24 protein-coding genes, 1 tRNA gene and 1 pseudogene are annotated in these 26269 nt (G+C 59.0%); 10 read left to right on the forward strand and 16 right to left on the reverse strand.

Annotation, left to right across the window (positions count from 1 at the left end; translation table 11 throughout):
- The first annotated feature begins 137 nt into the window (after nucleotides 1-137).
- Entirely contained in the window at nucleotides 138-419 is a 282-nt protein-coding gene (locus LQ249_RS16195; RefSeq protein WP_046383559.1) for a hypothetical protein, read from the forward strand.
- 63 nt (nucleotides 420-482) lie between these two features.
- On the opposite strand, the gene LQ249_RS16200 is transcribed toward LQ249_RS16195, so the two are convergent.
- On the reverse strand, nucleotides 483-671 hold the full coding sequence (locus LQ249_RS16200; protein WP_046383560.1) for a hypothetical protein: 189 nt from the start codon (nucleotides 669-671) through the stop codon (nucleotides 483-485).
- Between the two features lie 336 nt (nucleotides 672-1007).
- On the opposite strand from LQ249_RS16200, the gene LQ249_RS16205 reads away from it, so the two are divergent.
- A tRNA-Leu gene (locus LQ249_RS16205) sits at nucleotides 1008-1094 on the forward strand.
- A 206-nt stretch (nucleotides 1095-1300) separates the two neighbouring features.
- Here the strand turns inward: LQ249_RS16205 and LQ249_RS16215 are convergent.
- Both LQ249_RS16215 and LQ249_RS16225 read right to left on the reverse strand, forming a co-directional pair.
- Nucleotides 1301-1420, reverse strand: a pseudogene (locus LQ249_RS16215) (cell wall hydrolase); the annotation flags it as partial.
- Between the two features lie 943 nt (nucleotides 1421-2363).
- Nucleotides 2364-2705 (reverse strand): hypothetical protein, encoded by a 342-nt coding sequence (locus tag LQ249_RS16225; RefSeq protein WP_046385301.1) that lies wholly within the window; start codon nucleotides 2703-2705, stop codon nucleotides 2364-2366.
- Nucleotides 2706-2837: 132 nt separating this feature from the next.
- Between LQ249_RS16225 and LQ249_RS16230 the strand changes: the two genes are divergently transcribed.
- Nucleotides 2838-3134 carry a hypothetical protein gene (locus LQ249_RS16230; RefSeq protein ID WP_046383561.1) on the forward strand — a complete coding sequence of 99 codons (297 nt, stop codon included), beginning with the start codon at nucleotides 2838-2840 and terminating at the stop codon, nucleotides 3132-3134.
- 46 nt (nucleotides 3135-3180) lie between these two features.
- Here the strand turns inward: LQ249_RS16230 and LQ249_RS16235 are convergent, their stop codons facing one another.
- The gene (locus tag LQ249_RS16235) at nucleotides 3181-4722 is read right to left on the reverse strand and encodes a DUF6622 family protein (RefSeq protein ID WP_108524191.1); all 1542 of its coding nucleotides are present in this window, start codon (nucleotides 4720-4722) and stop codon (nucleotides 3181-3183) included.
- A 717-nt stretch (nucleotides 4723-5439) separates the two neighbouring features.
- Here LQ249_RS16235 and LQ249_RS16240 point away from each other — a divergent pair.
- A complete protein-coding gene (locus tag LQ249_RS16240; RefSeq protein ID WP_046383563.1) occupies nucleotides 5440-6372 on the forward strand; it encodes a cation diffusion facilitator family transporter in 933 nt (310 codons plus the stop codon).
- Nucleotides 6373-7450: 1078 nt separating this feature from the next.
- The gene (locus LQ249_RS16245) at nucleotides 7451-7687 is read left to right on the forward strand and encodes a DUF2790 domain-containing protein (protein WP_169850573.1); all 237 of its coding nucleotides are present in this window, start codon (nucleotides 7451-7453) and stop codon (nucleotides 7685-7687) included.
- 259 nt (nucleotides 7688-7946) lie between these two features.
- Here the strand turns inward: LQ249_RS16245 and LQ249_RS16250 are convergent, their stop codons facing one another.
- A complete protein-coding gene (locus LQ249_RS16250) occupies nucleotides 7947-8210 on the reverse strand; it encodes a hypothetical protein (RefSeq protein ID WP_126589485.1) in 264 nt (87 codons plus the stop codon).
- Nucleotides 8211-8865: 655 nt separating this feature from the next.
- Here LQ249_RS16250 and LQ249_RS16255 point away from each other — a divergent pair.
- Complete coding sequence (locus tag LQ249_RS16255; protein WP_046383567.1) at nucleotides 8866-9108, forward strand: Pathogenicity locus; 243 nt, start codon at nucleotides 8866-8868, stop codon at nucleotides 9106-9108.
- A 50-nt stretch (nucleotides 9109-9158) separates the two neighbouring features.
- On the opposite strand, the gene LQ249_RS16260 is transcribed toward LQ249_RS16255, so the two are convergent.
- The 3 genes from LQ249_RS16260 to LQ249_RS16270 form a co-directional block, all read right to left on the reverse strand.
- On the reverse strand, nucleotides 9159-9617 hold the full coding sequence (locus LQ249_RS16260) for a hypothetical protein (RefSeq protein WP_104903256.1): 459 nt from the start codon (nucleotides 9615-9617) through the stop codon (nucleotides 9159-9161).
- 113 nt (nucleotides 9618-9730) lie between these two features.
- Complete coding sequence (gene treS, locus LQ249_RS16265) at nucleotides 9731-11797, reverse strand: maltose alpha-D-glucosyltransferase (protein WP_057004188.1); 2067 nt, start codon at nucleotides 11795-11797, stop codon at nucleotides 9731-9733.
- A gap of 86 nt (nucleotides 11798-11883) precedes the next feature.
- On the reverse strand, nucleotides 11884-12651 hold the full coding sequence (locus tag LQ249_RS16270) for an AraC family transcriptional regulator (RefSeq protein ID WP_057004189.1): 768 nt from the start codon (nucleotides 12649-12651) through the stop codon (nucleotides 11884-11886).
- A 196-nt stretch (nucleotides 12652-12847) separates the two neighbouring features.
- Here LQ249_RS16270 and LQ249_RS16275 point away from each other — a divergent pair, with 196 nt between their 5' ends.
- Genes LQ249_RS16275 through LQ249_RS16285 form a run of 3 tightly spaced genes read left to right on the forward strand, consistent with a single transcriptional unit; the run spans nucleotide 12848 to nucleotide 16015 of the window.
- Complete coding sequence (locus LQ249_RS16275; protein WP_232565632.1) at nucleotides 12848-13774, forward strand: 4-hydroxyproline epimerase; 927 nt, start codon at nucleotides 12848-12850, stop codon at nucleotides 13772-13774.
- Between the two features lie 41 nt (nucleotides 13775-13815).
- Nucleotides 13816-14763: a dihydrodipicolinate synthase family protein gene (locus LQ249_RS16280; protein WP_232565633.1), complete on the forward strand. Its 948-nt coding sequence runs from the start codon at nucleotides 13816-13818 to the stop codon at nucleotides 14761-14763.
- Nucleotides 14753-16015 carry an NAD(P)/FAD-dependent oxidoreductase gene (locus tag LQ249_RS16285; RefSeq protein ID WP_232565634.1) on the forward strand — a complete coding sequence of 421 codons (1263 nt, stop codon included), beginning with the start codon at nucleotides 14753-14755 and terminating at the stop codon, nucleotides 16013-16015. Before LQ249_RS16280 ends, LQ249_RS16285 begins: the two co-directional genes overlap by 11 nt.
- Before the next feature lie 67 nt (nucleotides 16016-16082).
- On the opposite strand, the gene LQ249_RS16290 is transcribed toward LQ249_RS16285, so the two are convergent.
- The 8 genes from LQ249_RS16290 to LQ249_RS16325 all read right to left on the reverse strand — a co-directional run bounded on the left by LQ249_RS16290 (nucleotide 16083) and on the right by LQ249_RS16325 (nucleotide 25353).
- Nucleotides 16083-17066 carry a GlxA family transcriptional regulator gene (locus LQ249_RS16290; protein WP_057004197.1) on the reverse strand — a complete coding sequence of 328 codons (984 nt, stop codon included), beginning with the start codon at nucleotides 17064-17066 and terminating at the stop codon, nucleotides 16083-16085.
- A 671-nt stretch (nucleotides 17067-17737) separates the two neighbouring features.
- On the reverse strand, nucleotides 17738-17926 hold the full coding sequence (locus tag LQ249_RS16295) for a hypothetical protein (protein WP_232565635.1): 189 nt from the start codon (nucleotides 17924-17926) through the stop codon (nucleotides 17738-17740).
- Nucleotides 17927-18074: 148 nt separating this feature from the next.
- Nucleotides 18075-19382, reverse strand: coding sequence for a hypothetical protein (locus LQ249_RS16300; RefSeq protein ID WP_134939335.1), 1308 nt, complete (start codon nucleotides 19380-19382; stop codon nucleotides 18075-18077).
- A 151-nt stretch (nucleotides 19383-19533) separates the two neighbouring features.
- Nucleotides 19534-21270, reverse strand: a complete 1737-nt coding sequence (locus LQ249_RS16305) for an acetyl/propionyl/methylcrotonyl-CoA carboxylase subunit alpha (protein ID WP_232565636.1) — start codon at nucleotides 21268-21270, stop codon at nucleotides 19534-19536.
- Nucleotides 21267-22868, reverse strand: coding sequence for a 5-oxoprolinase subunit PxpB (pxpB, locus tag LQ249_RS16310; protein ID WP_232566615.1), 1602 nt, complete (start codon nucleotides 22866-22868; stop codon nucleotides 21267-21269). The genes LQ249_RS16305 and pxpB overlap by 4 nt, the downstream gene beginning before the upstream one ends.
- Complete coding sequence (locus LQ249_RS16315) at nucleotides 22868-23641, reverse strand: LamB/YcsF family protein (protein ID WP_057004200.1); 774 nt, start codon at nucleotides 23639-23641, stop codon at nucleotides 22868-22870. Before LQ249_RS16315 ends, pxpB begins: the two co-directional genes overlap by 1 nt.
- A gap of 15 nt (nucleotides 23642-23656) precedes the next feature.
- Nucleotides 23657-24613, reverse strand: a complete 957-nt coding sequence (locus LQ249_RS16320; protein WP_017846361.1) for a DUF979 domain-containing protein — start codon at nucleotides 24611-24613, stop codon at nucleotides 23657-23659.
- The gene (locus tag LQ249_RS16325) at nucleotides 24610-25353 is read right to left on the reverse strand and encodes a DUF969 domain-containing protein (protein WP_017846362.1); all 744 of its coding nucleotides are present in this window, start codon (nucleotides 25351-25353) and stop codon (nucleotides 24610-24612) included. The genes LQ249_RS16320 and LQ249_RS16325 overlap by 4 nt, the downstream gene beginning before the upstream one ends.
- Before the next feature lie 226 nt (nucleotides 25354-25579).
- Here LQ249_RS16325 and LQ249_RS16330 point away from each other — a divergent pair, with 226 nt between their 5' ends.
- Nucleotides 25580-26257 carry a GntR family transcriptional regulator gene (locus tag LQ249_RS16330; RefSeq protein WP_057004201.1) on the forward strand — a complete coding sequence of 226 codons (678 nt, stop codon included), beginning with the start codon at nucleotides 25580-25582 and terminating at the stop codon, nucleotides 26255-26257.
- The last annotated feature ends 12 nt before the right edge of the window (nucleotides 26258-26269 follow it).

Consider the following 26269-nt stretch of genomic DNA (forward strand, 5'->3'; position numbering starts at 1 on the left):
AAGGGCCAGGCCCGTAAACCGAACGCTGCGACCAGCGCGGGGTCGTAATTGTAGGTGTCGGGATCAATCGCAGCCCGCCCTCCCCGCGTGCATTGTGGATCTGCAGATGCGCGTACCCCCAAGAAGGAGACGCTTACATGGTCATTCACTTCAAAGTCGCCGGGCACTTAGCCTGCGGCCATCACGGCAGCAGCCTCCCCTCCAGCGCCGAGCTGAACCGCGTCAAATGCCGAACCTGCCGCAACACCGAGGCCTACAAGGAAGCGCGCCGCACCCAGCGCAACGCCGCCCGCCGAGCTTCGCGCGCAGCCAAGACCCACACCTCCAGCGACTGGCGCAGCGCCTGGGCGCAACACTTGACCGACCTGCCAGGGTTGCAGCGCCTGCCACGCGGCTTCAGTGGTCAGCCCTTCGTGTAATCCCAAACAGCAGAAGCCCCGGTTGCGCCGGGGCTTGGTTCTGCTGAATCAATCACTCAGTCATCATTGATTGGACCCCGGCCTGCCACGCGCCTTGCGCACCGACAGCGTGGCCGCATAGGCCAGCGCCTGCTCGCGGGAATCGAAGGACGCCAACCGGTCCTGAGCCGTACACACCCGCCACGGCCCAAAATTGACCTGCACGATGTCATACCCATTCAGATGCAGCTTCTTGAGTGTTGGAGCGCTCATAGTCACCTCGCTTTTCCTGAGATTTCCAAGCGTTGCACGGCCTACCTTACACCTGCATCCAGCGCCGTTGCGGACCGCATGTCGCAGCGGCTTATGCCCAAGGCCGCCACTGCTGAGTCGTCCACTCTGAAGCAGCGTGACGGCGTATTGCCGCACCTGTCATTTATGAGGCGTATTCGCCGGCCCTGGGAATCTTCGGCTTGTGCTCAAAAGCCGATGTAGATCACTGATCTATCGAGCTTTTTCATCCCGGTGTTTGTGCAAGAAAGGCAACCTCCGACCTTGCGCCCTGACGCCCGGATCTATATATTCCCAACCCTGCTGCACCGCGCTGCCGCCCGAATGGCGAAACTGGTAGACGCATGGGACTTAAAATCCCCCGCTCGTAAGGGCGTGCCGGTTCGATTCCGGCTTCGGGCACCATAGATATCAAGGGCTTGCATGATGAACTTCATGCGAGCCCTTATCTTTTTTGTTCCGCAATTTTCAGACCTGGTCCGCAACTCTCCATTCCCCGGCGTCCTGCCGACCGAACACCAACGCCTATTTTGAAACACTCCTCACATACGCCGGGCACGCCCACAGCGCGATCAATCCTTGATCGCCGTCACCGGTGATGGCGAGAATTCGTTGAGCACTCGGTGACGGATGGTCCAGGCCACGGCGATCTGTCCGTCCAGACCTGCACCACGGGCCTCACGCCAAAGGGGGCGCGCCAAGATGTCCCGGTCTGTTCCGGTTGCAGTCAGACTTTTCTCCCTACGAAAATACCCCGCACAACGGCGGAGATTAGAGGTGAACAGCAGCTTGGTTTACGTGGGCGCGCGGTGCAGTACCAAGATGAATATTGGCAATACAGCTATTGCGACAACGAGTTCCCGCACCGTTATTATTTGACAGCCTCTAGATGGGGCACATCGCTATCATCTGCGCCAAATTACGCATAGCAGAAGGAACGCGTTAATCGTGTTGAGACCCGCCAAAACTACCAATCGCCACGGATGGGTTTGGGTCTACAGAAAAATCAGACACCTTGGATTCTCTCGTTTTACTGCTTTTTACAGGGTCAGCCTCTACGTTCTACGAGGAGATACCGGAACTTTCAGGTTCAAGTATGGCTGGCAAAAATTCCGCTTCCGCCGTTAATTACGGATGGCGCCGGGCTTAAAGGTTCACGCCCGACACGTGCCCTCATGCGAACTTAAAATCCCCCGCCCGTAAGGGCGTGACGGTTCGATTCCGGCTTCGGGTACCATGGATATCAAGGGCGTGCATGATGAACTTCATGCAGGCCCTTAATGTTTGCGCTCCGCAATTTTAGGCCTTGCTCCGCAACTCCCCTCTCCCTGCGTCCTGCCGACCAAACACAACCCCCTCATTGACGCATCGACTCGCAACTCCGCTCTCCGGTCGGCGTGCTTGAGCGCATTGATGACCTAGACGCTTGGTCACGCTGGCGAAGGCATAATGCCCCGCCTACCCACCGCTTGCCGTAGCAGAGCGGTACCGGGTTACCAGATGCAGTGGTGTTCTTGAGGCCGCAGGCCTAGGGGCTGAGCATCCAGCGCAATCTTCCACACAGCACATGAACGATGCCCGACACACCGTTATCAATATCCGTATGTCGTTCCCTCGTTGGTTTGGCAAGACTGTAGCCCAAGGTATGCTGCCGGACCAAAAAGCCGTGGCTGATCAGCGCTGATTGATTTCAATCTTCTGTGTGGGATCGGGGCTGTATTTTTGGCGCGTCAACTGCGGATCACCCTTGGCCAGACAGAAGAAGTAAATCTCAGCCTCACCGCAACCGCCGTGTAATGCACATTCACTGGCCTGCATGTGATCAAGCAGGATTTCTCGGCCTTGGGACTCGCAGAATGTGTTCGCCTCTTTGAGCGCCTGCCCCTTCGCGGACGCAGGTCCGCCAAAAGGTACCCGGGTTGAAATCGTGTACGTATCAGGCCCGACCTTCATCGGCCCACTGTCCGCACAGCCCGCGAGAATTAGCGCAGACAAAACCGTCAGCCAAGCTTTCATTGTGGTCCTCCCCAGGAAAGTGTCGACTGTACCCCCCGCCTGGCCAGGCATCCAGCGTGGACGGAATGCCAGTAACCAACAATGCTCTCAGCGTAGTAGCGTTGTGCCTATCTGAAATGCCAAGGAACGGTAATGCCACATCGCCTCGCGAAGTTGAAAGCTGCACTCAATCAGACACCAAACGACTCTTACGAGCAGTTTCAGCTTCTGAGAGATGGTCTCCTAGCGTCCCTGGTGGATTGGCCTGTACAGAAATGGGATGTAGCTGATGAGCATTTACCAACAGACCAATGCGCCTCTCAAAACTCAAGAGACTGGCTCAACGCATTGACAATTGTACTGGGCCAAGAGCTCCCTGCGAACAAGTTAGAAGCGACTCCTGAGCGGCTGAAAAGTATCTTGATGTTGACGCCGATGATTTCAATTTAAAACAAGAAGTCGCCGAGCAGAATGCTCTCAACCCTCACGCGCAAGGCTACGAACGAGATGCTTGCCAGCACCGTCGGGCCCGGCACGCGAAATAGCCACTCCAAGCTCCCAACCCGCCGGCCACCAACATCTGCAGCGGCCATTGATCGAGCGGTTGGAACTGCAGCGCACGGGCCACGCCTAACAGATAGCGCGTGATGAAAATCCCCAGGATTACCAACAGCGGCACCCAGCTCCCACGCACTATCAGTCGAGCCGAACTGTCATCCCACTTCACGAAACCGCCATCCATTATCCGCGAAGCGATCATGCAGACGGCGACAAGCCCCACGAGCCAACACCCAATTGCGGCGATCCAATACCGGGTGTACTGAAAAACTCCCAACAGGGACAACATGAGCATGCCAATGGGCAACAGCAAGGCGAGGCTGAATCGCACCCGTCGTGTGCGTGTTTGCATCAGCCCCAACGCGCAGAGCACAAAAAACAAACCGAAGACCCATCGCGGCGTGTAGCTGAGGATTTCCATCACAGTCAGTTGCGCAACCTTGGCATTGGCAGTCGCGGGCGTTGTCGGTTGTCCGGATAGCGGGATTTCGTCATCAGGCGCAATGAACGCAACGAGCGTGGACAACAAGCGCTCATGCACCGCTTGGCGATCCACACCGGCCTTGTCCACACAGAGCGGAACGTCATTGACCTTGGCGTCATGATGGCAAACGGAGAGAAAAACAAAGTGCCCCTCTCCGCCTTCCAACAACAATGTTTTTACGTAAGGAATCGCGGCCGCATAACGGGCACCCTGACTGTTCCAAAGCAAAAAATCATCGTGGAGAGCCCCCACCACCAGCGCTGGAACTCGCGAGCCCGCCATGGATTGCTCAAGTAATGCTGGCCCTAGGGCGGGGTCCAGCAGAACGATTTTCCTGACCCTGGAGTCGCGATAGTTACCGTTGAACAATGAGATAAATGAACTTGGCGCGCGCTTGATGTCGTGGGCGTAAGAACACGAACGGTCGCCCTCTGCTTGCCCGGTACCGCAATACTGCGCGAACGCCTGAAGGTCAAAGCGTGCTCCCACCAGCAATGCAGCCGTCTGGCCACCGGCGGAGTGGCCAATGACGATGGCATCGTCCCAGGAGACTTGTTTTTGAAAGGGGCTCAGCTTTTTCAGCGCATCTAATACGCGCGACACATCCAGGGCCCGCTCCCACACCATACCGGTCGCTCGGAAGGTCTGTGTCTGCTCCCCGTAGACCCGGGACTCACCGAAATGATTGAGACCTATGACGATATATCCCTTGGCTGCCAAGCCGTCACCGATCCAGGCGTAATCGTCTGACGCGCCCATACTGCCATGCGAAACGACGATGACCTTGTGAGCAACCGCTGACTCATCAAGGCACAGCCCCGACGTTTCTGGGGAACATACGCCTTCGGGATACCAGATAGCCACGCGTATTGGCCGCGCTGCATCTGGTGCGCCAAGATCCATCACGACGTCTCGAACCTGACCGTTGCATACCATCGACAACAGTGACAGTACAGAAACAGCCAGCAGATATAGCCACCGCGTCAGCATATCCATCCTTGATATCAAAAACGCTGTCAGCTCTAACCGGTAAAGCAAGCGCAGGCTTAGTACTCGATTGAGGTGCGTGACATATTTTGCCCATCGTCTCGTTACGAAATGACGATGCAAATCTTACCGTCACCAATCATCGGGGGATGACCGAGGCGCTTTGCTCCCCGCAATTCCCCCTCTCCCCCGGCTTCCTGCCGAATCTACTACCGTGCTGCTTACTCTACGCAGGCACACCGAGGCAAAACTCAGACCCGCGATCCTCCTCACCCCCTAAAAAATCGCCGCTAACCAGTTCGTCCTTGGACTTTGTAGCGCAAGGTTCTGAACTTACCGCCCAATACATCTATTACAAACAAATACCCCACGACAATCACATTATTCTTCCGTGCATTTTTCTTGCGCCTGACCGCTTCGGCTCGAGAGATGAAACCCACCCCGCCGCACCGGCCCACCTGTTCTTTAGTGAAGTTGAGAGTCATCCCTATTTGACTCACAAACTCTGCAGCCAGGTGGAAAACTTAGTTACGCGAAGTATTAGCATTTACATCATTACACTCAGACCTAAATACCGATAAATAGGCACTTTTATAACTCATCGCACCTTGCTTTAATTGAGGTAGACGCCTTACCCTCCAACCCCGATAAAAAGCGCAACCAGTACTAAGTAGTGGCGCGCCTTGCCGCGCGAGACGAGTATCAATTTCAATTAGAGAAATACACATGAATCATCAACAGATCTCTGAACAATCTGAAGACGAGGGATATAGTCAAGTCGCCCGCGCGGCGGCAGCCTCGCGATGCACTTGGATGAGCGTCATCGTCAATATCGCGCTGTCGTGCACACAGATTGTCGTAGGCGTGATGTCAAAATCCCAGGGGCTTGTAGCCGATGGTATTCACTCGCTATCAGACTTGATCGCCGATTTCGTAGTGCTGTTCGCCAGCCACAAAAGCAAGGAGGACGCCGACGAAGGTCACCCCTATGGGCATCTGCGTTTCGAGACCGCCGCATCCATGGTATTGGGCATACTGTTGTTGATCGTGGGCGTGGGCATGATCGGTTCTGCAGTGTTCAAGCTTGAAACCCCTGAATCGATTCCAACGGTACACATTGCGGCCTTATGGGTTGCCATCGCAGCGCTGGTGGCCAAAGAGCTGCTGTTTCGCTTTATGCTGCGGGTGGCCAAAAAAGTTAAGTCTAGTCTGTTGGTTGCCAATGCCTGGCACGCAAGGTCCGACGCCGCCTCCTCCTTGGTTGTCGGCATAGGTATTGTGGGCAATCTGGCGGGCTACCCGATTCTTGATCCGATTGCTGCGCTGGTTGTTGGAGGCATGATCGCCAAGATGGGTTGGAGTTTCACTTGGGATTCATTGCACGACCTGATGGACCGATCGGCTGATGAGCAGGAAGTCGAAACTATCCGCAATACGCTTAAAAATACCCCCGGCATTAAAGGTGTACATGATCTACGCACTCGAAAAATGGGGGACATGATCATCGTCGACGCTCACATCGAAGTGGATGCCTCAATTACCGTTGAGGAAGGTCATGCCATTGCAGTTTGCGCAAGGGAAAATGTGATGCAGATTCATCGTGTTTTGAATCTTATGACGCATGTAGATCCCTGGCACCGCCCCGACCTTGATCATTAACCTGGTGCGACGCCGGCAACACGATCCGCCGACAGGGATAGTGCAAAAGCAACTCGCCAAGCATCACAGACATATCACGAAATTTTCACATAACACTTGAATGCCCAAGTACCGAAACAAACTTAAGTCTGCGAAATACTCTCAATTATTTTTATTCATGAGCGCTTTAACTAGAACGCTTAAATATTGAAATAACATGCCGATAGCATTAACTCAAACCACCGTCACTTAAGGGGATTCACATGGCATCGGCAATCACTGGGTCGACACAGATCGCGCAACCGCAACCCGTAGCAATCAAACCTCAAGTCCGGCCAGCCATGCCGGCGGACAGCGACGGCGATCATGACGGTAGCACTGCAAGCAAAGTCGAACAGCCCAAAGCAACTTCAGGATCGGTAGGTACACGAGTCAACACGACTGCGTAACGGTCAGCTGACCCAGGAGGAGGAACAACCCCCTCTGCGTCTTTGAAGGTTTTCCATTTGGCCCGTGCGCGGGCCTTTTTTGTGAGCCAACGCATGGCTCAACCAATCCGTGAGCCAGGTGTTTATCGATCAACCCGGCCACCTCTGACGGGTGGGTAAAGCCCTGGCGGTTGGCCTGTCTATTTCGGCCGCTGCACGAGCTAGCAGATCATCCGTGCTGGCGACTGAACGGGTTGGCGGCACATCGCCAAAGCCTGGCCATCCGAGATGAAACTTCTGAGCTTTAATGCTGAGACACTCGGTTTTGAGATTCGTACTACCCCCAACCCCATGCTTTCTCACGGCACTAAACAAGCGCAAGTTCGCGTCATCGACAGGAGCAGAACCGAGTGTATTGGCTGGGGTGGCTACCAGGCGCCGGAGTGAATTATTACTTTTTCAACAACAATGCTTTCCAGTCTTTGGGATTTATCAAAATCGCCATAGGCATAAACTAGACCCAGCTTCCAAACAAAGCGACGAAGCGCGAATCCATAGGGTCCAAGCAAACCACCCACCCGCGCCTCGTAGAGCCTTCGGCCATAGCCAATCCGACTGAAGACGTAAATCGTTTGCATCGTTGGGACACTGAAAAAATGAAACTGTTTAAAATGTTGATTGCTGCTTCTTTTGTAATGCTGGGTAGCCAGATGGCGTTTGCCGATGAGCCTGCCGTTGAGCAATACAGCTACAGCTCGCACCTCGACATCGCCAAAGTGGTTCACATGGACTCCATCCCTGACAATGTCTGTGCCGTAGTCCCTGTCCAGATGACCTACCTGGACCACCAAGGTCACGAACACGTCATGCAATACAGTGTCATGGCTAACGGTTGCTCCAACAGCTAACAGAGTCCCGACAAAGCCTGCCTGATGGCAGGCTTGTTAAAACGCCCCACTGGGGCAAGCTGGGGGAAGTTCCCAGCACTATTTCCCGCCCTCTGCATCGGTGATGCAGACTAACCCCGCCCAGTGCGGGGTTTTTTATGCGCCGACAAAACCAAGCCAAGCCCAAGGAGCGCCAACTGCTGAAGCGGCGCTGCTCGATGAAAAGGCCTGGAACACGTCCAGGCCTTTTTCGAGTCGAACAACACTCGATTGCGTTCTATCAGCCAGATTGATCGGGTGTCACGTCATCCCGAGGTTGAGCCTGCTCTAAGTTACGGTCTCCGGTATCCTCCAACGCCATCCGCCTATTCGATACGACGGTATCCAAGTTGTTGACATGGATCGCCTTGTTCCACCTGACTGAACTTACATCGTATTTAGCGGCAAGTGCTTTGACCTGCACCAAACAAACTAACGGCGAAGTCTCTTCACGGCTGCCGCCTTCGGCAATAATTGCAAATTTCCACGCATCAAGATCCATCATCTGTTGGGCTCTGACGCGTCGGACCTTCTTGTGGTCGCTCTTTATATAATGTATCTCGTAATCTGCCTGCATAAGTACCTGGCATTGTCTTTGATTATCACTCTTGCGTTGAATGTGCCGCGACGGAACCCCTCAGCTTTTGAAGTGACAATCAAGCCAGTGGTCCAGCTCAGAGGCGGAATGGCGTTCGCGCGCGGGCACGTGGGCCAGGCTTTCCGCGACTCGGAGTCTATTTTCCGGGCTCGTGTCATAGCCTCTGGTTATTAAGAAGATCTCAATATACTCGGATGGACTAATGATTTTATTGTCGCCCACGAGAACCGCTTTTACATTGGCTTTTTCGTGAAACTGGTTTTTATACGTATATTCCAATTGGCTCACCTTTTTAAGAGGGAATTTATTTCCCTACTTAAAATATGATCCTGTTTTTGCGGATTGACTCCAAAGTCAGCTATTTTATTTTTTAATGGTGAGTGATTTAACAGTCAAAAATGTAACGTTCTTTATATGGCTCTTCAGCGCACAAAAACAGGAGTCCCGCGTGGCGCTGTCGTCGATAGTCGGGGAGTTCGATATACCCAATCAACAACGACCTATTGAGGCACTCTCCAGTATCCGGCACACTCCCGTGACTCTTGGAAAAAGGAATTCACCGATGCCATTCTCATTGGAAGAAAGAACAGCGTTGCTCGCACTCAAGGGGGTAGGCCCCACGGTGATTACCCGGCTTGAACAGATGGGCATTGAATCGCTGGACACACTCAGCCAATCCAACGTGGGGGACATCCTCGCCCAAGCCTCTGCGGCATTGGGCTCGACGTGCTGGAAGAACAGCCCACAAGCGCGCGCTGCCATCACTGCGGCCGTGGCGCTTGCGAGACGCAACCCGCAGCGGTAAACGCGTTCAATCGCCTCCCGCAGGGGTTGCTTGCTGACTACCTGCGCGGTCTAGCGTGGCTTCATCGCAGACAGCACGATTGATTCAACGAGACGCCGAGCAGCGACAAACTTGTGTTCGCTTGGCGTACTCCACTCGTTGTAGAGCACCGGGCCTTTGTCACTCACCCAGACATCGCCATCTTTCAGAATGCGGAACGCCCAGATTTCTGGCCACGCCTCTCTCCCCTGCTCGTCCAGCGTGTGCTTGCGAAGCACCACGCGACCAAAGGTGCCGCTGCCCTCATTGGCATAGAGCAGATTCGCTCTGATCAGGCCGAAATGGCCTTCAAGCTGGAAGTAACCTTCTGGCGGAACGGTAAAGCTCACGCCAAAACGGCTGTGCGTAGATGTGAAGAGTTCAGAAAGACGCGTTCGCAGGCCTTCAGTGTACTTGGCGACTTGCTCGATATCCTGGACGACAGGTCCGATACCGTTCAGCGACTCTTCAGCATATGCATCAAACAACATGGTCGGGTTTCCTTTATGGCTGGATGAGCGTCGTGTCGGGTTGCCCTCAACCCGTGTGCCAACCTGCACCCAACCAGTTTGGCGGCTCGGTGCCGGTCATCACTTGATCTGCGCTAAAGCATCGGCGAACTGCTGACCACCCGCAACGCCAACCCTTCATACGCGTCCAGGGTAATGGTGAACGCCCCTTCGGCCGTCAGATCGCCCTCGACCCGTTCATTGATGATGTCCACCACCGGCCCCGGCGCGATATTGGGCAGGTGCAGGGTTTCGGTGATCGGCGTGCTGCCGAAGTTCAACGCGGTGATTTGTGTGCCTTTACCGGCCGGCAGTTCGTGGACCATGACCAGCAAGCCAGGATGTTCGACGTCCGGCACCAGGATCTGGCGACTGGCCGCGATGTCATAGGCACGGCGCACAGCGAGGATTTTCTGCAACTGGGAGGCGAACGAGTCCGGGTCCTGCAATTGGCGGTTGAGGCTGCCGTACAGGGTTTTCGAACGCGGCATCTGCCCCGCCGAAAGCTCGGCCTGCGGGTTCAGGTCCACCAGGTCATAGGCGCCGCGGTGTATCCAGCGGGTATCACCATCGGCCATCAGGTGCGCGACGTCATCCGCCGCCAACGGTAATGCCCCGACCAGGTCCCAGCCGGACAAGGCGAACACGCCGGGCTGCATGGCGTTGTACATCACCAGGAGCAAATGGATCTGGCGAATCTGCTCGATATCGGCCGGCGTGATCGCCGCAAGGTCACGAATGCCGAGGGCCGCCGTGATGATGCTGGCGGTGGTGCAGGACACGCCATTGGTGACGAACTTGAGGTTGTACGGCGCATGTTCGCCGGCCAGGCGCTCGTACATCTGCTCGCGGATATGCTCGCGCAGGATGTTGCCGGGAAATGTCTGACCCTGGTAGAGGAAACTGTCATGGGCATGCAGGGTCCAGAAATGCACGAGTTCCAGGGTCAGTTCGTCATGGTTTTGCAAGGCATGGATCAGCGAGCCGGGGTCGATGCCGAGGTTGTGCATCTGGCGCAGCATCAGGCGCAGGAACTCGGTGTCGCCCATCAGCAACGCATGCTGATAGGCCGGACGCGTGATGAAGTCGTAGGAGAGATCAGCACCGCCGTGGGACATCGACGCGATGTCGTCCAGCGTCAGGTTCAGTTCCTGGAAGCTGAAACCGCCGGCCTTGCGAATCGCGCCGCCAAGCAATTGATTACCGGTGATCGACAGCGGATGGCTTTCCGACCAGGCCGTGCCGTCGAGCTTGCGCTCCACACCGAGGAAACCGTTGGCGTCCAGGCGCAGGATCTTGGCGCCCATCACATCGATCGCGTGCAGCGCATCGCCAATGATCATCTGCTGCGCGGCGAAGGATGGATCGAGCCAGTTAAGCGACGGTTGGCCCTCCTTGAAGTAATGCAGGTAGACCCAGCGCCGCGGCTTGCCATCGACGCCGATGACCACCGGGGTGGTGCTCCAGTCGGTTTCCTTCACGCCAGGCTCGAAGAAAATCACCCGCTGCAACTGGCCGACGATGTAGTGTTTATCGCGCAGCGCGTCCACCTGCAGCGGGCTGAGGTTCTGGGCATCGCGCCCGTCGGCGACCTCCGGCAGCAACGGCCAGTCTTCCTCGCGGATTTCCACCATGTGGTAGAGCCCCGGGTAGTCCTCGTAGGCCATCTCGGCCAGGCGGAAATCCGCGCCCTTGCCGGTGTGCGAGGGGATCACATCGTCGATGATCACCGCATTGTGAGCCGCCGCCATGCGTGTCAGCGCCTGCAACTGCGCCTCGGTGCCCAACTGCGGGTCGATGTCGAAGCTGATGCGATCGAAATTGCCATCGATGGTCGGCGTGTGTTCCGTCCCGGCCAAGCCGCCGGACTTTTTCAGCGGACCATTGTGAATGCCCTGGATACCGATCTTCGACAAGGCATGCCACAGCGCCTCATCGCCCAGCGCTTCGAGCACCGTGCCGTTTTCACGGGTGACAATCGACGCCGGGTACGCGGTGAACCACACCGACGACAAGGCCGAAGCGTCACGCGGCCGGGTATGTGCATACGGCTGTTGCCACAGGCGCCCTTGCCCCGAATAGAGCTTGGCGCGCTGGCGCGCCGCGTGCAGCATCGACTGTTGCACCAGCCAGTTCACATGATCGTTGTCAGCCGCCGTCATAAGCCCATTACCTGTCGTCGTGAAAAGGTTACTCGTAAGCATAGGAGCGGCGAGCGGGGCTATTCGTTGCATCGCAATGCCGGCGGTTAACCCAACTGGCGGTACTGCCTCGGGGTAAACCCCGTCGACGCCTTGAACTGGCGGCTGAACGCACTGTGGTCGGTGTAACCGCACTGCAGCGCGACGTCGGTGATCGGCAGGTCGCTGTGCAGCAAGCGATGGGCGTGCTCCAGGCGCACTTTCTGGATCATCTGCCGCGGCGTCAGGTGGAACACGCGCTTGCAGTAGCGCTCCAGCTGCGCCACCGAGATCCCGGCGATACGCGTCAGTTCGCCCAAGGTCACGCGCCGATTGAAGTGCGTGCGAATGTGCGCGTCCACGGCGGCCAGGCGTTGGTAGGCGGGGTGGGTTTCGCTGGCCGATTGCAGGTCGACGGAAATGCCGGCCAGGCCGATGATCTGCCCGACGTGGTTGTACAGCGGCCACTTGTGGGTCAGGCACCAGCCCGGTTCGCGGCTGCCGTAGAGATGCAACTCGAGCTGATCCTCCAATACAAACCCCTGCTCCAGCACGCGCCGGTCCTGCTCGGTATAACCCGGCCCCAATTGCGCGGGGAACACCTCGGCGCTGGTTTTGCCGAGCAACGGTTGCAGTTGCTTGAGCCCGCAACGCTGCACCAGGGTGCGGTTGGCGAGCACATAGCGGGCGTCGAGATCCTTGATGAAAATCGCGGCATTGGGGATCACGTCGAGCATCGGCAGCAGTTGCATGACGCCGGCCAATAACTGCTCGATGCTCTGCGGGCGATTCGCCTCGCGCCCTTGGCACAGGGCTGCAAACGCACTCTGCAACATCACTCCGCCCCCCTCTTTGCGCCTCGACGTCCAGCAGATTGCCCCATGCACGGGATGCTGTCGAGCGTAGAAAACTGTGCTGAATTCGTCATCCAGCCCGGCGCAAAACATCAATCGTCGCAGCGCTGACGCGTTCACGATATGGCCACTGCATGCCTATCCCATCGGCCAGGCTCACCCCTGAACGGAGCGTGTCATGAAACGACTGCACGTCATCGACTCTCACACCGGCGGCGAACCCACGCGCCTGGTGATGGACGGATTCCCCGCACTGGCCGGCAACAGCATCGCCGCGCAACTCAACAACCTGCGCATCCACCACGACGCATGGCGCCGCGCCTGCCTGCTGGAACCGCGTGGCAACGATGTGCTGGTGGGCGCCTTGTATTGCGCACCGGTCACACCGGGCGCCACCTGCGGCGTGATCTTCTTCAACAACGCCGGCTACCTCGGCATGTGCGGCCACGGCACAATCGGCCTGGTTGCCTCGCTGCACTATCTGGGGCGCATCGAGCCAGGCGTACACACCGTCGACACGCCCGTCGGGCCGGTGGCGGCCACACTCCATGCAGACGGCGCCGTGACCCTGCGCAACGTGCCCGCCTACCGTTTTCGCCAACGGGTAGCGGTGGAAGTGCCGGGGCATGGCGTGGTCCATGGCGATATCGCCTGGGGCGGCAACTGGTTCTTCCTGGTGTCGGAGCACGGCCAGGCGCTGCAGATGGATAACGTCGACGCCCTGACCGACTACACCTGGGCGATGCTCAAGGCCCTCGAACGCCAAGGCATCTATGGCGAAGACGGCGCACTGATCGACCATATCGAGTTGTTCGCCGATGACGCCCACGCCGACAGCCGCAACTTTGTCATGTGCCCGGGCAAAGCCTACGACCGCTCGCCCTGCGGCACCGGCACCAGCGCCAAGCTCGCCTGCCTGGCCGCCGATGACAAACTCGCGCCGGGTGAAACCTGGGTACAAGCCAGCATCACCGGCAGCCAGTTCGAAGGCCGCTATGAATGGGACGGCGAACGCGTGCGCCCGTACATCACCGGTCGCGCCTACATGACCGCCGACAGCACCCTGCTGATCGATGCGCAGGACCCTTTCGCCTGGGGCATCTGAGCCCTGCATGGTTTGACTGAATATTCCAAGGAGTTAGCCCCATGAGCGACACCATCTTCACCGGCTGCATTCCCGCACTGATGACCCCGTGTACCGCCGCGCGCAAGCCGGATTTCGACGCCCTGGTCGCCAAGGGCCGCGAATTGATCGATATCGGCATGAGCGCCGTGGTCTATTGCGGCTCCATGGGCGATTGGCCGTTGCTCACCGAAGCCCAGCGCCAGGAGGGCGTGGCGCGCCTGGCCGCCGCCGGCGTGCCGACCATCGTCGGCACCGGCGCGGTCAACAGCCGTGAAGCGGTGTCCCACGCGGCGCATGCAGCCAAGGTCGGCGCCCAGGGGTTGATGGTGATTCCCCGCGTGCTGTCCCGTGGCGCTTCGGCCACCGCGCAAAAGGCCCACTTCGGCGCGATCCTCGACGCTGCGCCCCACCTGCCGGCGGTGATCTACAACAGCCCCTACTACGGCTTCGCCACCCGCGCCGAGCTGTTTTTCGAGCTGCGCCGCGAGCACCCGAACCTGATCGGCTTCAAAGAGTTCGGCGGCGCCGCCGACCTGCGCTACGCCGCCGAACACATCACCTCCCAGGACGATAACGTGAGTTTGATGGTCGGCGTCGATACCCAGGTGGTACACGGCTTCGTCAACTGCAACGCCACCGGCGCTATCACCGGCGTCGGCAACGCGCTGCCACTGGAAGTGCTGCAACTGGTGGCGCTGAGCAAGCAAGCCGCCAAGGGCGATGCCAAGGCACGTCGCCAGGCCCTTGAGCTGGAGGCCGCGCTGGCGGTGCTGTCATCGTTCGACGAAGGCTGCGATCTGGTGCTGTATTACAAGCACCTGATGGTGCTCAACGGTGACCATGGCTACGCCCTGCACTTCAACGAAAGCGACCAACTCAGCGCGGCCCAGCGTCGTTATGCCGAAAGCCAGTACGCGCTGTTCCGCCAGTGGTACGCGAACTGGTCGGCGGAACAGAATGTCGCTTGAAACCCCTAGCGCCGACATCGCCGTGGTCGGCGCGGGCATCATCGGCGTCGCCTGTGCCTTGCAGTTGGCACGTCAAGGGCGCCAGGTCGTCGTCATCGACGCGCAGCCCCCCGGCATGGGCGCCTCCTATGGCAACGCCGGCCATCTGGCGAGCGAACAAGTGTTCCCTATCGCCGACCTGTCGATCCTCAAGCGCTTGCCCACGATGCTGATGGACCCCATGGGCCCGCTGCGCCTGGACTGGAAATACCTGCCCCGCGCCCTGCCCTGGTTTGCGCGTTTGCTGCTCAACCTGCGCCCGGCCAGCTACCGGCGCACGGTCGCCGGCATTCGCGCACTGAACGAAGGCAGCCTGGGCGCATGGCAGCGCCTGCTGCAAGGCATCGACCGGCCGGAGCTGCTGCGCGAAGACGGCTCGTTGCTGGTGTTCGAGCGTGCGGATTCGCGAGGGGCCATCGACGCGCTGCAGCAACGCATGGCGCAGCAAGGCGTGCCGGTGGCGTTCTGGTCGGCTGACACCATTCGCAAGGCCGCGCCGCAGTTGAGCGAGCACATCCTGGGCGGGCTGTTCTTTGCGGGCACCGGGCACTTTCTCGACCCCTATCAAGTGGTGTGCGAACTGGTGAACGCCGCCACAGCCAACGGCGTGCAATTTCTCACCCGCCAGGTGCTGAGCGGGCAAGTCGACGCCCGTGGCGTCACGCTGACCACCGATCAAGGCCCATTGGCCGCACGCCAGGTGCTGATCGCCTGCGGAGCCCACTCGGCGAAACTCACCGCCGCCTTGACCGGCAAGCACGTCCCCCTCGACACCGAACGCGGCTACCACCTGATGCTGCCCCACGAACATGAACGCCTGCCCTTCGCCGTCACCTCCCTGGAGCGCAAGTTCATCATGACGCCCATGCGCGGCGGCCTGCGCCTGGCCGGCACCGTGGAATTCGCCGGCCTGGAGCGCCCGGCGAATATGCAACGCGCCTGGCAGCTGCATCGCCTGAGCAAAGGGCTGTTCCGGCAAGACCTCAATGCACAGGACGCGACGCCATGGATGGGCTTCCGGCCCTGCCTGCCGGACTCGCTGCCGATCATCGATCGGGTCGCCGACGGCAAGGTGTTGCTTGCGTTCGGGCATCAGCATCTGGGGTTGACGCAGGCGGCGGTGACTGCGGAGCTCATCGCGCAACTGGCTTCGACGCGGCCGCGGCTGTCGGGTTTGCCGGAGTTGGAGGGGTATCGGTTGGCGCGGTTCTGAAACGTATGATGAGAATCAGCACTCCGTGATCATGACTCGTCACACGAAAAATCCAACAACCTCCACACTACTTGACCAACCTCTTTTCCTTCGACGGCCTGTAGCCGAAATACGAGCTATAACACTTGCTGAAATGACTCGGCGAAACAAACCCGCACGCCACCAGCACCTCCACCTGCGACAACTCAGTGTGTTGCAACAGCCGGCGCGCCTCGGTCACCCGCAGTTCCATGTAATAGCGCTGCGGCGTGGTGCCCAGTTGTTCCTTGAACAGCCGTTCGAGCTGGCGGCGGGAGCGGCCGGCGTAGACGGCGAGCTGGTCGAGCTCCAAGGGTTCTTCGAGGTTGGCGTCCATCAGTTTCACCACCTCGCGTAACGGCGCGCTGACGCAGATGTTTTCCGTCGGTTTGATGCGCCGGTAGCGGGACTCCTCAAAGGCCAGGATATCTTCGATACCTTCGACCAAGGCCTTGTCGTGCAGGCCCTTGATCCAATCCAGCGCCATGTGGAAAGCGCCGGACGGACTCGAGGCGGTCAGGCGGTCGCGGTCGATGACATACGGTTCGCTGGTGACGTGGGCCGCCTTCGACACTTCCGCCAGTGCCGGGCGATGTTCGGGGTGGATGGCGCAGCGGTAGCCCTGCAACAGGCCGGCGCGGCCGAGGAACCAGGCGCCGTTCCACAAGCCGGCCAGGCTGACGCCCTGCTCGGCGGCATTGCGCAGCAGGTGGATGAAGTCGTCGCTGGCCTTGAGTTCGGTGCGAAAGCCGCCGCAGATCACCAACAACTCCAGCGTTTGCAGGGCCGCCACGTCGAGGCGTGCATCCGGGCGGATCACCAGGCCCAGGTCGCTGATGACTTCGCCGTCGCCCCAGCCGAACGTGCGCGATGCGAACAACTCGGGGCGCAACAGGTTGGCGGTGACGAAGGTGTCGAGGGTCTGGGTGAAGGCCGGCAGGGAGAAGTGTTCGAGCAGCAGGAAGCCAACGCGGGTGGCTGACGCCGGCTGGCCGGGTATTTCATTGAGGTAGCGCAGGTTCTTGCCTTTCATGCCACCGCTGAATTGACGTCTTTCCATCGAGGGTCGGCCCTCTCTTATTGTTGAGGCTGTGGGCGCCATCTTAGGGGGAAATGCTGCGGCTGTCTCAGGTGGCGCGCCGTACCCTCAAGACATGGCTCACCTGCTGATCTTGATAAACCCAGCCCTCTCCAACCCCCCGGGCCAAAGCGTTGCGCGCGCATCTGATACGGTTTTTTCTTTACTATCTGCGCCTGTATCGAAATGTCATCGAGGCGGACAATAGGGCCACTCCCGACACCCTTGTCGAGCGCGACAGGAATGTTCCTGCCGCCCCCTTCCCTTCGGAGGCCTTATGACCAAGATGGCAATTTTCCTGTTTGGCTTTTTGGTGCTGACCATTGGCATCGGTCTGCTGGCGACCATCTCGCCCGTTTGACGTCAGCGCAGCCCCGGCGCTTAACGGAAAACAGCCTCGGGTACAGCGACAGCACCAGCAAACTGGCCATCGACACATTGGCTCAAGCCTTTCACAAAGCTTTCACAGGTGAACGCCTAGTGTTGTTTCAGCTCCTAGAGAAACACCTTTTAGCCCGCTCTCCCCATCGCGGGCTTTTCTTTGCCTGTGATTTAAGCCGGGCAAAAAAAAGGCAAGCCACGCCTCATCAAGATGAATAGCGTGGCTTGCCCCAATAAGCCGTTACTTAACGCAGACCGGGACCGCCCGGACCGCCCGGACCGCCATGGCCACCGCCCTGGCCGTGGCCACCACCACCACCACCACCACCACCACCACCACCACCACCACCCGGCGGCATGAATATCCAGCAGCCCGACAGGGACGATAACAACGCGACAATCAGTGCCGCCTTAGTTAGGTTGTTCAACTTCATCACAACACTCTCTAGTCACAAGCTTTAATGCTCGATGGATAAGACCGTTCAAAATGAAGTGCGTCACGCCTATCGTGTAACTTGATGGTATTGAATGTATTGGAAAGGCTACAAATACCTGGTCGCTATAGGCTGATAGCGGTGCGACTCACTGAGGGCGAAGATCGGGAGTCTTGGGCGTTTTGATGTCCCAGACGTTAGCGTCTCGATGAAGCTGTTCCCACGCACGAACTTTTAGACGAGCCCCGTTAAAAACGCGCACATAGTTTTCATATTTTATCTTCGCCGCAGCCTGAGGCGACAATGTCGCAAACACCGGATCCAGGATCTTAGAAACACTCTTATAGTCTTGGGCGGCCATTAATTTTCCGGGGGCAACGGTCATTCCGGCACCTGGAAGAACCTCGAACTTGTTGCGCCCGAAAATAACGGTATCAGAGCCCCAAAGAATCCGGTCCTGATATTTATCTAGAAATGCAGTCCATTCTTCAGTCGATGGCATTGCTGAGCCAGGATGAAGAATCGTTTCCTGTACGATATCCCAAGAAATATCGACCAGCCAATTATTGCAACTATCCAAGACTCGACCAACGATTGCCAAGTGGTCTTTTGTAGGTTTGACGAATCGCCCCAAACCGGTATGAGCCCAAATAGTGACCGTTTTGGGGGCCGTTGAGCACAGCGATTTCAGTTCTGACTCATAATTCCGTTCAGGGTGGAGAGCTTTTACTTCACCGGTGTGTGTAACATCCGAATCATAGACATCGTTGTGAAGCGTCGCCACGAGTCCTATTTCGCCAGCTTCCTGGAGAAGGCTGGAAAGTGATTCTGAAGTCAGGGACATCGTCTCGTCAGCGCTGTGAACGTCCGATGGAATATCTCCTGCGGCAGTGTGGCTGATTGGCTCACCCGCGATTTTCTTGGAGACGACTTCTTTATGAATTGTAAACTCACCGATCCCAACAAATGCCCCGGGGTACGTGAGTATCGCCCGTTTCAGATGCTGAACGGCATAGCGATCCATGGGATTAAATCCCGTGATCATGAGATCTAATCGTTCTTGGTACTCCCGGGGTAGTTCAAGATATTCCTTGGCGTACATGGCATCGGCGAATGCATAGTAATAAAGATCTGACTTCGGCCCAATATAGTAGTTCGGCCCGAACGCATCCCCTCCGGAATTTGCTTGGTACCCCTCAAAACTGTCCCATCGTTGTTGCAGTGGCAGTGGCATCACGACCGAGCGCGTGATACCCGTCGACATGTAGTTGTCTACCAGATTGCGCAGCGTTGTGCCTTGGAAGGCATAGTTGGAAATATGAAAGTGAGAATCCGCGAGTGGCTCAGTAGGTTTGGTGGAATCAGCGCTGCGCTCTGGCGGTGACGAACACCCCGATGCTACTGCCATAAAAGCAACCAAAGCTGTCCGTTTCATTTGAGTTGCAACATCAATCATTTATTCACCCCGTCTAAAAAATCACAACCTTCAACCAAAATTGAAAGCTCGTTATAAGCCGTATCTGTTTTCTTGCCGGTTAACGTCCATTTACAACAGCGAATAATTCAGTCGTCTTGAGCCGAGCCCAGGGCGAACGAGTCGACTCTCATCAACTCACAATTTTTGCGATTGCAATGCCTGCGGCGACGGTCGAGCCCACGGACACCGTTAGGGTGATGCGTCCTGCGCGGTGTGCCGTGACTTGCATTTCCATCTTCATCGCCTCCATGGATGCGAGGGTGTCGCCCACAGCCACGTTGTCGCCGTCGGCGACGTTCCAGGACTGCAGGGTGCCCGAGATCGGGGCTACAACGGCGGCGGCATCCGTCGAAATGGAAGACATATCAGCCCCCTCGCGCTCAGCAGACGGCGCAGTGGAATGTAGCCCGCGCAGCAGTTCAGCCGGCAACCCGAGCGCAATCCTTCGGCCATCGATCTCCACGGCCGTGCGTACCAGCGCGATATCGGACAGCGGTTCAGGCCGTACAGCGGCCGCCAGCGTGTCGGCAAAATCTGTCTCGATCCAGCGCGTATGCACGCTGAAAGCATCGGCTGATGTGAAATCGGCGTGTGCCATCACCGCCCGGTGAAAAGGAAGCACCGATGGCACCCCTTCGATTCGGAACTCCTTCAGCGCCCGGCGCGCGCGGGCTATAGCCTGGGCACGGGTGGCGCCAGTAATGATCAACTTGGCCATCAGCGAATCGAATGTACCTGGGACGGTAGAACCCGACTGCACGCCGGTATCGACGCGCACGCCGGGCCCCGACGGTGCCTCGAACAGATGCACCAACCCCGGCGCGGGTAGAAAGCCGCGCCCCACATCCTCGGCGTTGATGCGAAACTCGAAAGAATGACCGCGCGGCTTCGGCGTCTCGGTGACCGACAGCGGCAAGCCATCGGCGATGCGCAGTTGCTCGACGACGAGGTCGATGCCCGTTGTCTCTTCGGTCACTGGATGCTCGACCTGCAGGCGCGTGTTGACCTCCAGAAACGAGATTGTTCCGGAAGGACTCAACAGAAACTCGACAGTCCCCGCACCGACGTAGCCTGCCTTCGCGCACACATCGCGCGCCGATTGATGGATGCGCTCACGCTGTTCATCACTGAGGAAGGGCGCGGGGGCTTCTTCCACCAGCTTCTGGTTGCGCCGCTGCAACGAGCAATCGCGCGTGCCGAGCACGACGACATGGCCGTGCGTATCGGCGATCACCTGCGCCTCGACATGACGAGGCCGATCGAGGAACTGTTCAACGAAACACTCGCCACGGCCGAAAGCAGTGACCGCTTCACGCACCGCCGACTCGTACAATTCGGCTACTTCGTCGAGCCGCCATGCGACCTTCATGCCGCGGCCGCCACCGCCAAAGGCCGCCTTGATGGCGATCGGCAGGCCGTTCTTCTCGGCAAAGGCCACGACCTCCTGCGCATCGCGCGCGGGCTCCGACGTGCCAGCCACCAACGGCGCACCGACAGCCAGGGCGATCTTGCGCGCCTGCACCTTGTCACCCAGTGCCTCGATGGCTGCCGGCGAAGGGCCGATCCACTTCAGGCCCGCGCCAATCACGGCCCTGGCAAAAGTTGCGCTTTCCGAAAGGAAACCGTATCCGGGGTGTACCGCGTCGGCGCCACAGCGGTCGGCCACGGCGAGCAGCTTTTCGATGTTCAAGTAGGTGTCGGCCGGGCGCTGGCCGTCAAGGCCGTAGGCCTCATCGGCCATGCGAGCGTGCATCGCGTCGATGTCGGCGTCGGCATACACCGCGACGGATTTCACACCATAATCGGCACAGGCGCGCACGATGCGTACAGCGATCTCGCCGCGGTTGGCGATAAGAACTTTCTTCATGGGGTTTCTCGCAGGTCGGAAGAGAGGGCCGCGGTGAACGCGCGTATGGGGTTGAAGCGCACCTGCGCACCGATGGGGATCTGCCCCGCACGGTCGAGGTGGTAAGGGGCGACAGCGCCGATCACTGGGTAGCCACCGGTCAGCGGGTGGTCGGCAAGGAAGAGCACGGGCTGGCCGCTTGGCGGCACCTGAATCGCGCTCAACACGGTGCCTTCACTGGGCAGTTCGGCGATCTGTGCGCGCATCAACGGCGTTTCACCGGCCAGACGCAGGCCGACGCGGTTCGATTGCGGCGTCACAGTCCACAATTGGCTCGCCAACAATGCAATGGCCTGCAGTGTGAACCAGTCGGTGCGCGGCCCCATCACGACATCGAGCACCACGGTCTGCGTCGTCGTCGGGAGATCGGCACGAGGCGTTTCGGGCGCGCCGACGATGGAGCCATGCGTGACCACAGGTACCGGCAAAATGTCACCGGCTTTGATGGGCGGCGGACCGACCTGCGCGAGCGTGTCTGTCGATCGACTTCCGAGCACGGGCGCGATCGCGAAGCCACCGCGCACCGCCAGGTAGCTGCGGATGCCGGCACGCGGGTCGCCAAGCGATAGACTGTCGCCATCAGAAAGTGCGATGGCTTCATGGCCTGGCACACGATATCGAGCGCCGTTCGCACGCGTGAGTTCGATCGGCGCATCGGCACCGGTGAAGGCCACCACCGTGTCTGCGCGGCTCGTGATTTGGAAACCACCGTAGACGATCTCGACGCAGGCCATGTCGCTCGCATTGCCGACCAGACGGTTGGCCGCGCGCAGTGCGCCCTTATCCATCGCCCCTGAGGCGGATACGCCCTGCCCGGCCAGACCCTCGCGCCCGAGATCCTGGAACAGCGCCTGCAGGCCGGTGCTACGGACAACAAGCGCCGGACCATTGTGGAGCGGAACCTCGACGGGGCCAGTCGACGGCGCTGGCAAAGCTGAAACCTGCCGCCCTGAAACATCGACGAAACGTACCTTGAAGCCCGGTTGCAGCAGCGCGGGCACGTCACGGCTTAGGTCCCACATCGGCGTGGCAGTCACGCCGATGATCTGCCACCCCCCCGGACTGGCCTGCGGATAGACGCCGCTGAAAGCGCCGGCCAACCCCACGGCGCCCGCGGGGATGCGCGTGCGTGGCGTAGTGCGACGCGGCACGTTGAGGCTTGGGTGGCCGCCGCTCAGATAGGCGAACCCAGGTGCGAAGCCAGTGAAGGCAACGGTGTAGTCGCAGCCGGTATGGCGGCGAATCACCTCTTCGCGCGAGAGATCAAGCATCTGCGCGACCTCGTCAAGATCCTCTCCTTCGTAGGAGACCGGAATCTCCACGCGAGTGGTCGCACGCTCGATCTGCGCCGTGAGGTCCCGGCGGCTGATGCGCGTGACGAGTTCATCATGCGTCACCGTGTTAGGCCGGAAGTGAACCATGACCGTGCGCGCGGCCGGTACGAGTTCGACGATGCCATCGATGGGCTCGGCCTGTAGTGATGCAAGCAGCGCCAGCGTCTGCGACAAGTCATCCAGCTCGACCAACAGGGCGTCGAGATTAGCGGGCAGAAATCGCATCACGGTACGACTCCCATGTCGACGAAAGGAGCGACCTTGACGCCCGAACGCTCAAGCAGCGCACGCACTTGCCGCGCCATCTCCACCGCGCCGGGGCTGTCACCATGCACGCAGACCGAATCGGCCTTAAGGCGCACGATGCTGCCGTCAATGGCCGTGACCACACCCTCGGTCGCCAGGCGAAGCATGCGCTCGGCAACATCCTGCGCATCGTGCAGCACGGAGCCCTTCTCGCGACGGGAGACCAGCGAACCGTCCGGCATGTAGGCGCGATCGGCAAAGGCTTCGGCCACAGTGCTCAGCCCGCTTGCCTGCGCCCAGCCGAGTAGCGGCGAGCCGGCCAAACCGACCAGCACCAGCGACGGGTCGATTGCGCGGATGGCGGCAATCACGTCGTGTGCCTGGCGCTTATCGTGCGCGATGGTGTTGTAGAGCGCTCCGTGTGGCTTGACGTATCGTACCGACGTGCCGGCCACTGCAGCCAACCCCTTCAGCGCGCCGATCTGGTAGATCACGTCAGCCTGCAGGTCGGCGCTTGCCACGTCCATTTGGCGGCGGCCGAAACCGACGAGGTCGGGATAGGCGACGTGCGCGCCTACTGCCACGCCGCGCTCCGCCGCTTGACGTAGCGTCCGCAGGATGCCGGCGGCGTCGCCAGCGTGGAAGCCGCAGGCCACATTGGCACTGCTCACGATGCTGAGCATCGCGTGGTCGTCACCCATGCGCCAGGCGCCCAGGCTTTCACCCAAGTCACTATTGAGGTCTATCTTCATGTTGTTTTCTTTTCTTTAGCGAAACATCAGGAAATACAGGATGAAAACATTGCAAGTCAGCAAGGCCAGCGCCGTGGGCACCTGCGCGCGGATCACCGCGTTTTTGTCGGGCAGTTCGAGTAGGGCCGCCGGTACGATATTAAAGTTGGCGGCCATCGGCGTAAGCAAGGTGCCGCAATAACCCGAGAGCATGCCGATGGCTGCCATAAGGGCCGGGTTACCGTCGTACATGCCGACCAGGACTGGCACCCCGACGCCCCCTGTCATCACGGGGAAGGCGGCGAAACCGTTGCCCATGATGATGGTGAAAAGCGCCATGCCAACCACGTACACCATCACCGCGAAGAAACGTACATCCATGTTGATGTAGCTGGTGGTGATATGCGCCACGGCCTTGCCCACACCGGCGTCGGAGAATACGAGGCCCAGCATGCCGAGCATCTGCGGCAGTACCAGCGCCCAACCGAGCGCATCGGTCAGCCGACGCGATTCGCGGATGCCTTGCATCGGCGTTTCGTTCGTCATCTTGCAGACCAACGCAAGCGCGACCATACAGCCCAGCCCTAGGCTTACCATCGTGGTGTTCTTCGGGTCGAGCAGCGGTATGCCGCCAACCACGAGGTACTTCGCCGACAGCGTGCCGATCATGGTCACGACCGGGATCGCCAGGGCGGGGATGAAAAGCTTGTTGCCCAGCAGATTGGCGCTGGCCGAGTACTCCGCCGCCGAGCGGGCCACGTGACGGCCAATGCCGACACCGCCGAAGGCTGCAATCAGCGCCATCACCACAACACCGACGCCGACCCAGACCGGCGGCAACTGGTCGCCGAGCAAGAAGACGAGCGAATAAAGGCCCCAGAAAAAGGCACTGGAATAGCGCTTTGAGTGCTGGCGATCCATGAGCGTCATCACCGCGGTGATGGCGAGGATGGCACCGACGAGGTAGTACAGGTGCGTGATCGTGAGCGTCATGGTCGGGACTCCTTGCCTTCGACTGTGACGGTTGCCGCCGCGGCCGCGGCGCCGCCGGCCATCTCGCGCATCAACCAAGTGTCAAGCCGGCGCAGGCGCCAAGCATGGATGGTGAATGCGCAAACAGCTGTCGGAATCCCCCAGAGCGCGACGCGGATCGGCTCGACTTCGATGCCCGCCTCACGCAAGAACGTGGTCATCAGCACGATCGCGCCGAAAGCCACGAAGATATCTTCGCCGAAGAACAGGCCGACGTTATCGGTCGCTGCGGCATACGCTCGCAGCTTGTGGCGAACCTTCTCCGGCAGTGCCCCAAAACGGGCTTCGGCAGCACCTTCTGCCATTGGCGCGAGCAGCGGTCGCACCATTTGTGGATGGCCGCCCAGGCTGGTAAGACCGATGGCTGCGGTCATCTGGCGTGCGCCAAGGTAGACAATCAGCAAGCGGCCCGCAGTCGCGGACTTGATGCTGCTGATCCATCGCTGGGCGTGCTGGCGCAAACCATAACGCTCGAGCAAGCCAATCACCGCCAGCGGTAGCAGGATGATCAACGGCAGGTTACGTGTCTTGATGAAGCCTGTGCCGATGGCGGCAAGAATCCTATCGACCGGAAAGTGCGCCGCGAAGGCGGTGACGACGGCCGTGACAATCACGACCAACATGGGATTAAAGCGCAGGACGAAGCCCACGATGATGACGACGACCCCCAGCAAGGGCCACAAGTTGATGTCAGTGGGCACCGGCGTTTCTCCAAGTTGTTTGAGTTATTTTCTTAGATCACTCAACTATCTTCATCCGATTGAATGATCATTTCAACAGAATTGTTCAACAATCCAACACGGATAATAAAAAGCAATATGCATGCCAAAATATGAATTCGTTTCAGCCCTACAGGAAAAAGCGACACTGCGAGTAGGGCAAAACCTGCTAGAATCCAATCGCCCCTGCCACTCAGAAGTCCGCTCGATGCCCCTTCCCGCCTCCCCTTCATTCGTAGCCCAGACGCTAAACGAGCGGATCGCCGAACAGTTGCGTCAGCAAGTCACCCAAGGCGAATTCACACCTGGGCAACGGCTGTCCGAGCAGGTGCTCAGCGAAAACCTCGGCATCTCGCGAAACACCCTGCGCGAAGTATTCCGGACGCTGGCCAAAGACGGCCTGTTACGACACGAGCCCAACCGTGGGGTATTCGTGGTGGTTCCCAGCATCGCGGCCGTCATCGACATCTACCGCGTGCGACGCCTCATCGAATGCCAGGCGTTGGCAGAGGCTTACCCGCGCCACCCGGCGAAGAAGAACATGCGCGCAGCGGCAGAACAGGCCCAGCGAGCGCGGGACGCGGGGGACTGGCTGGCAGTGGGCACAGCTAACATGGACTTCCATACGGCCGTCGTTGAACTTGCGGACAGTGAACGCTTGAACGCCATGTTCCGGCGCATACTTGCAGAGCTACGGCTGACTTTTGGGCTGTTGCAGGACGCCGAGTTCTTGCATGAGCCCTACGTCGATATGAACTTTCAGATTCTTGAACTCGTTGAACGCAACGAGATGGCCAAAGCTCGCGACGCAATGCTTGAATACCTCATTCATTCCGAACGCATTGTTTTGGCCGTCTATGCGAGGCGCCCTTCCCAGGAAGGGTGAAAGCTCCGACGT

Source organism: Pseudomonas sp. 7-41 (genome assembly GCF_021233075.1).
Classification (GTDB): Bacteria; Pseudomonadota; Gammaproteobacteria; order Pseudomonadales; family Pseudomonadaceae; genus Aquipseudomonas; species Aquipseudomonas veronii.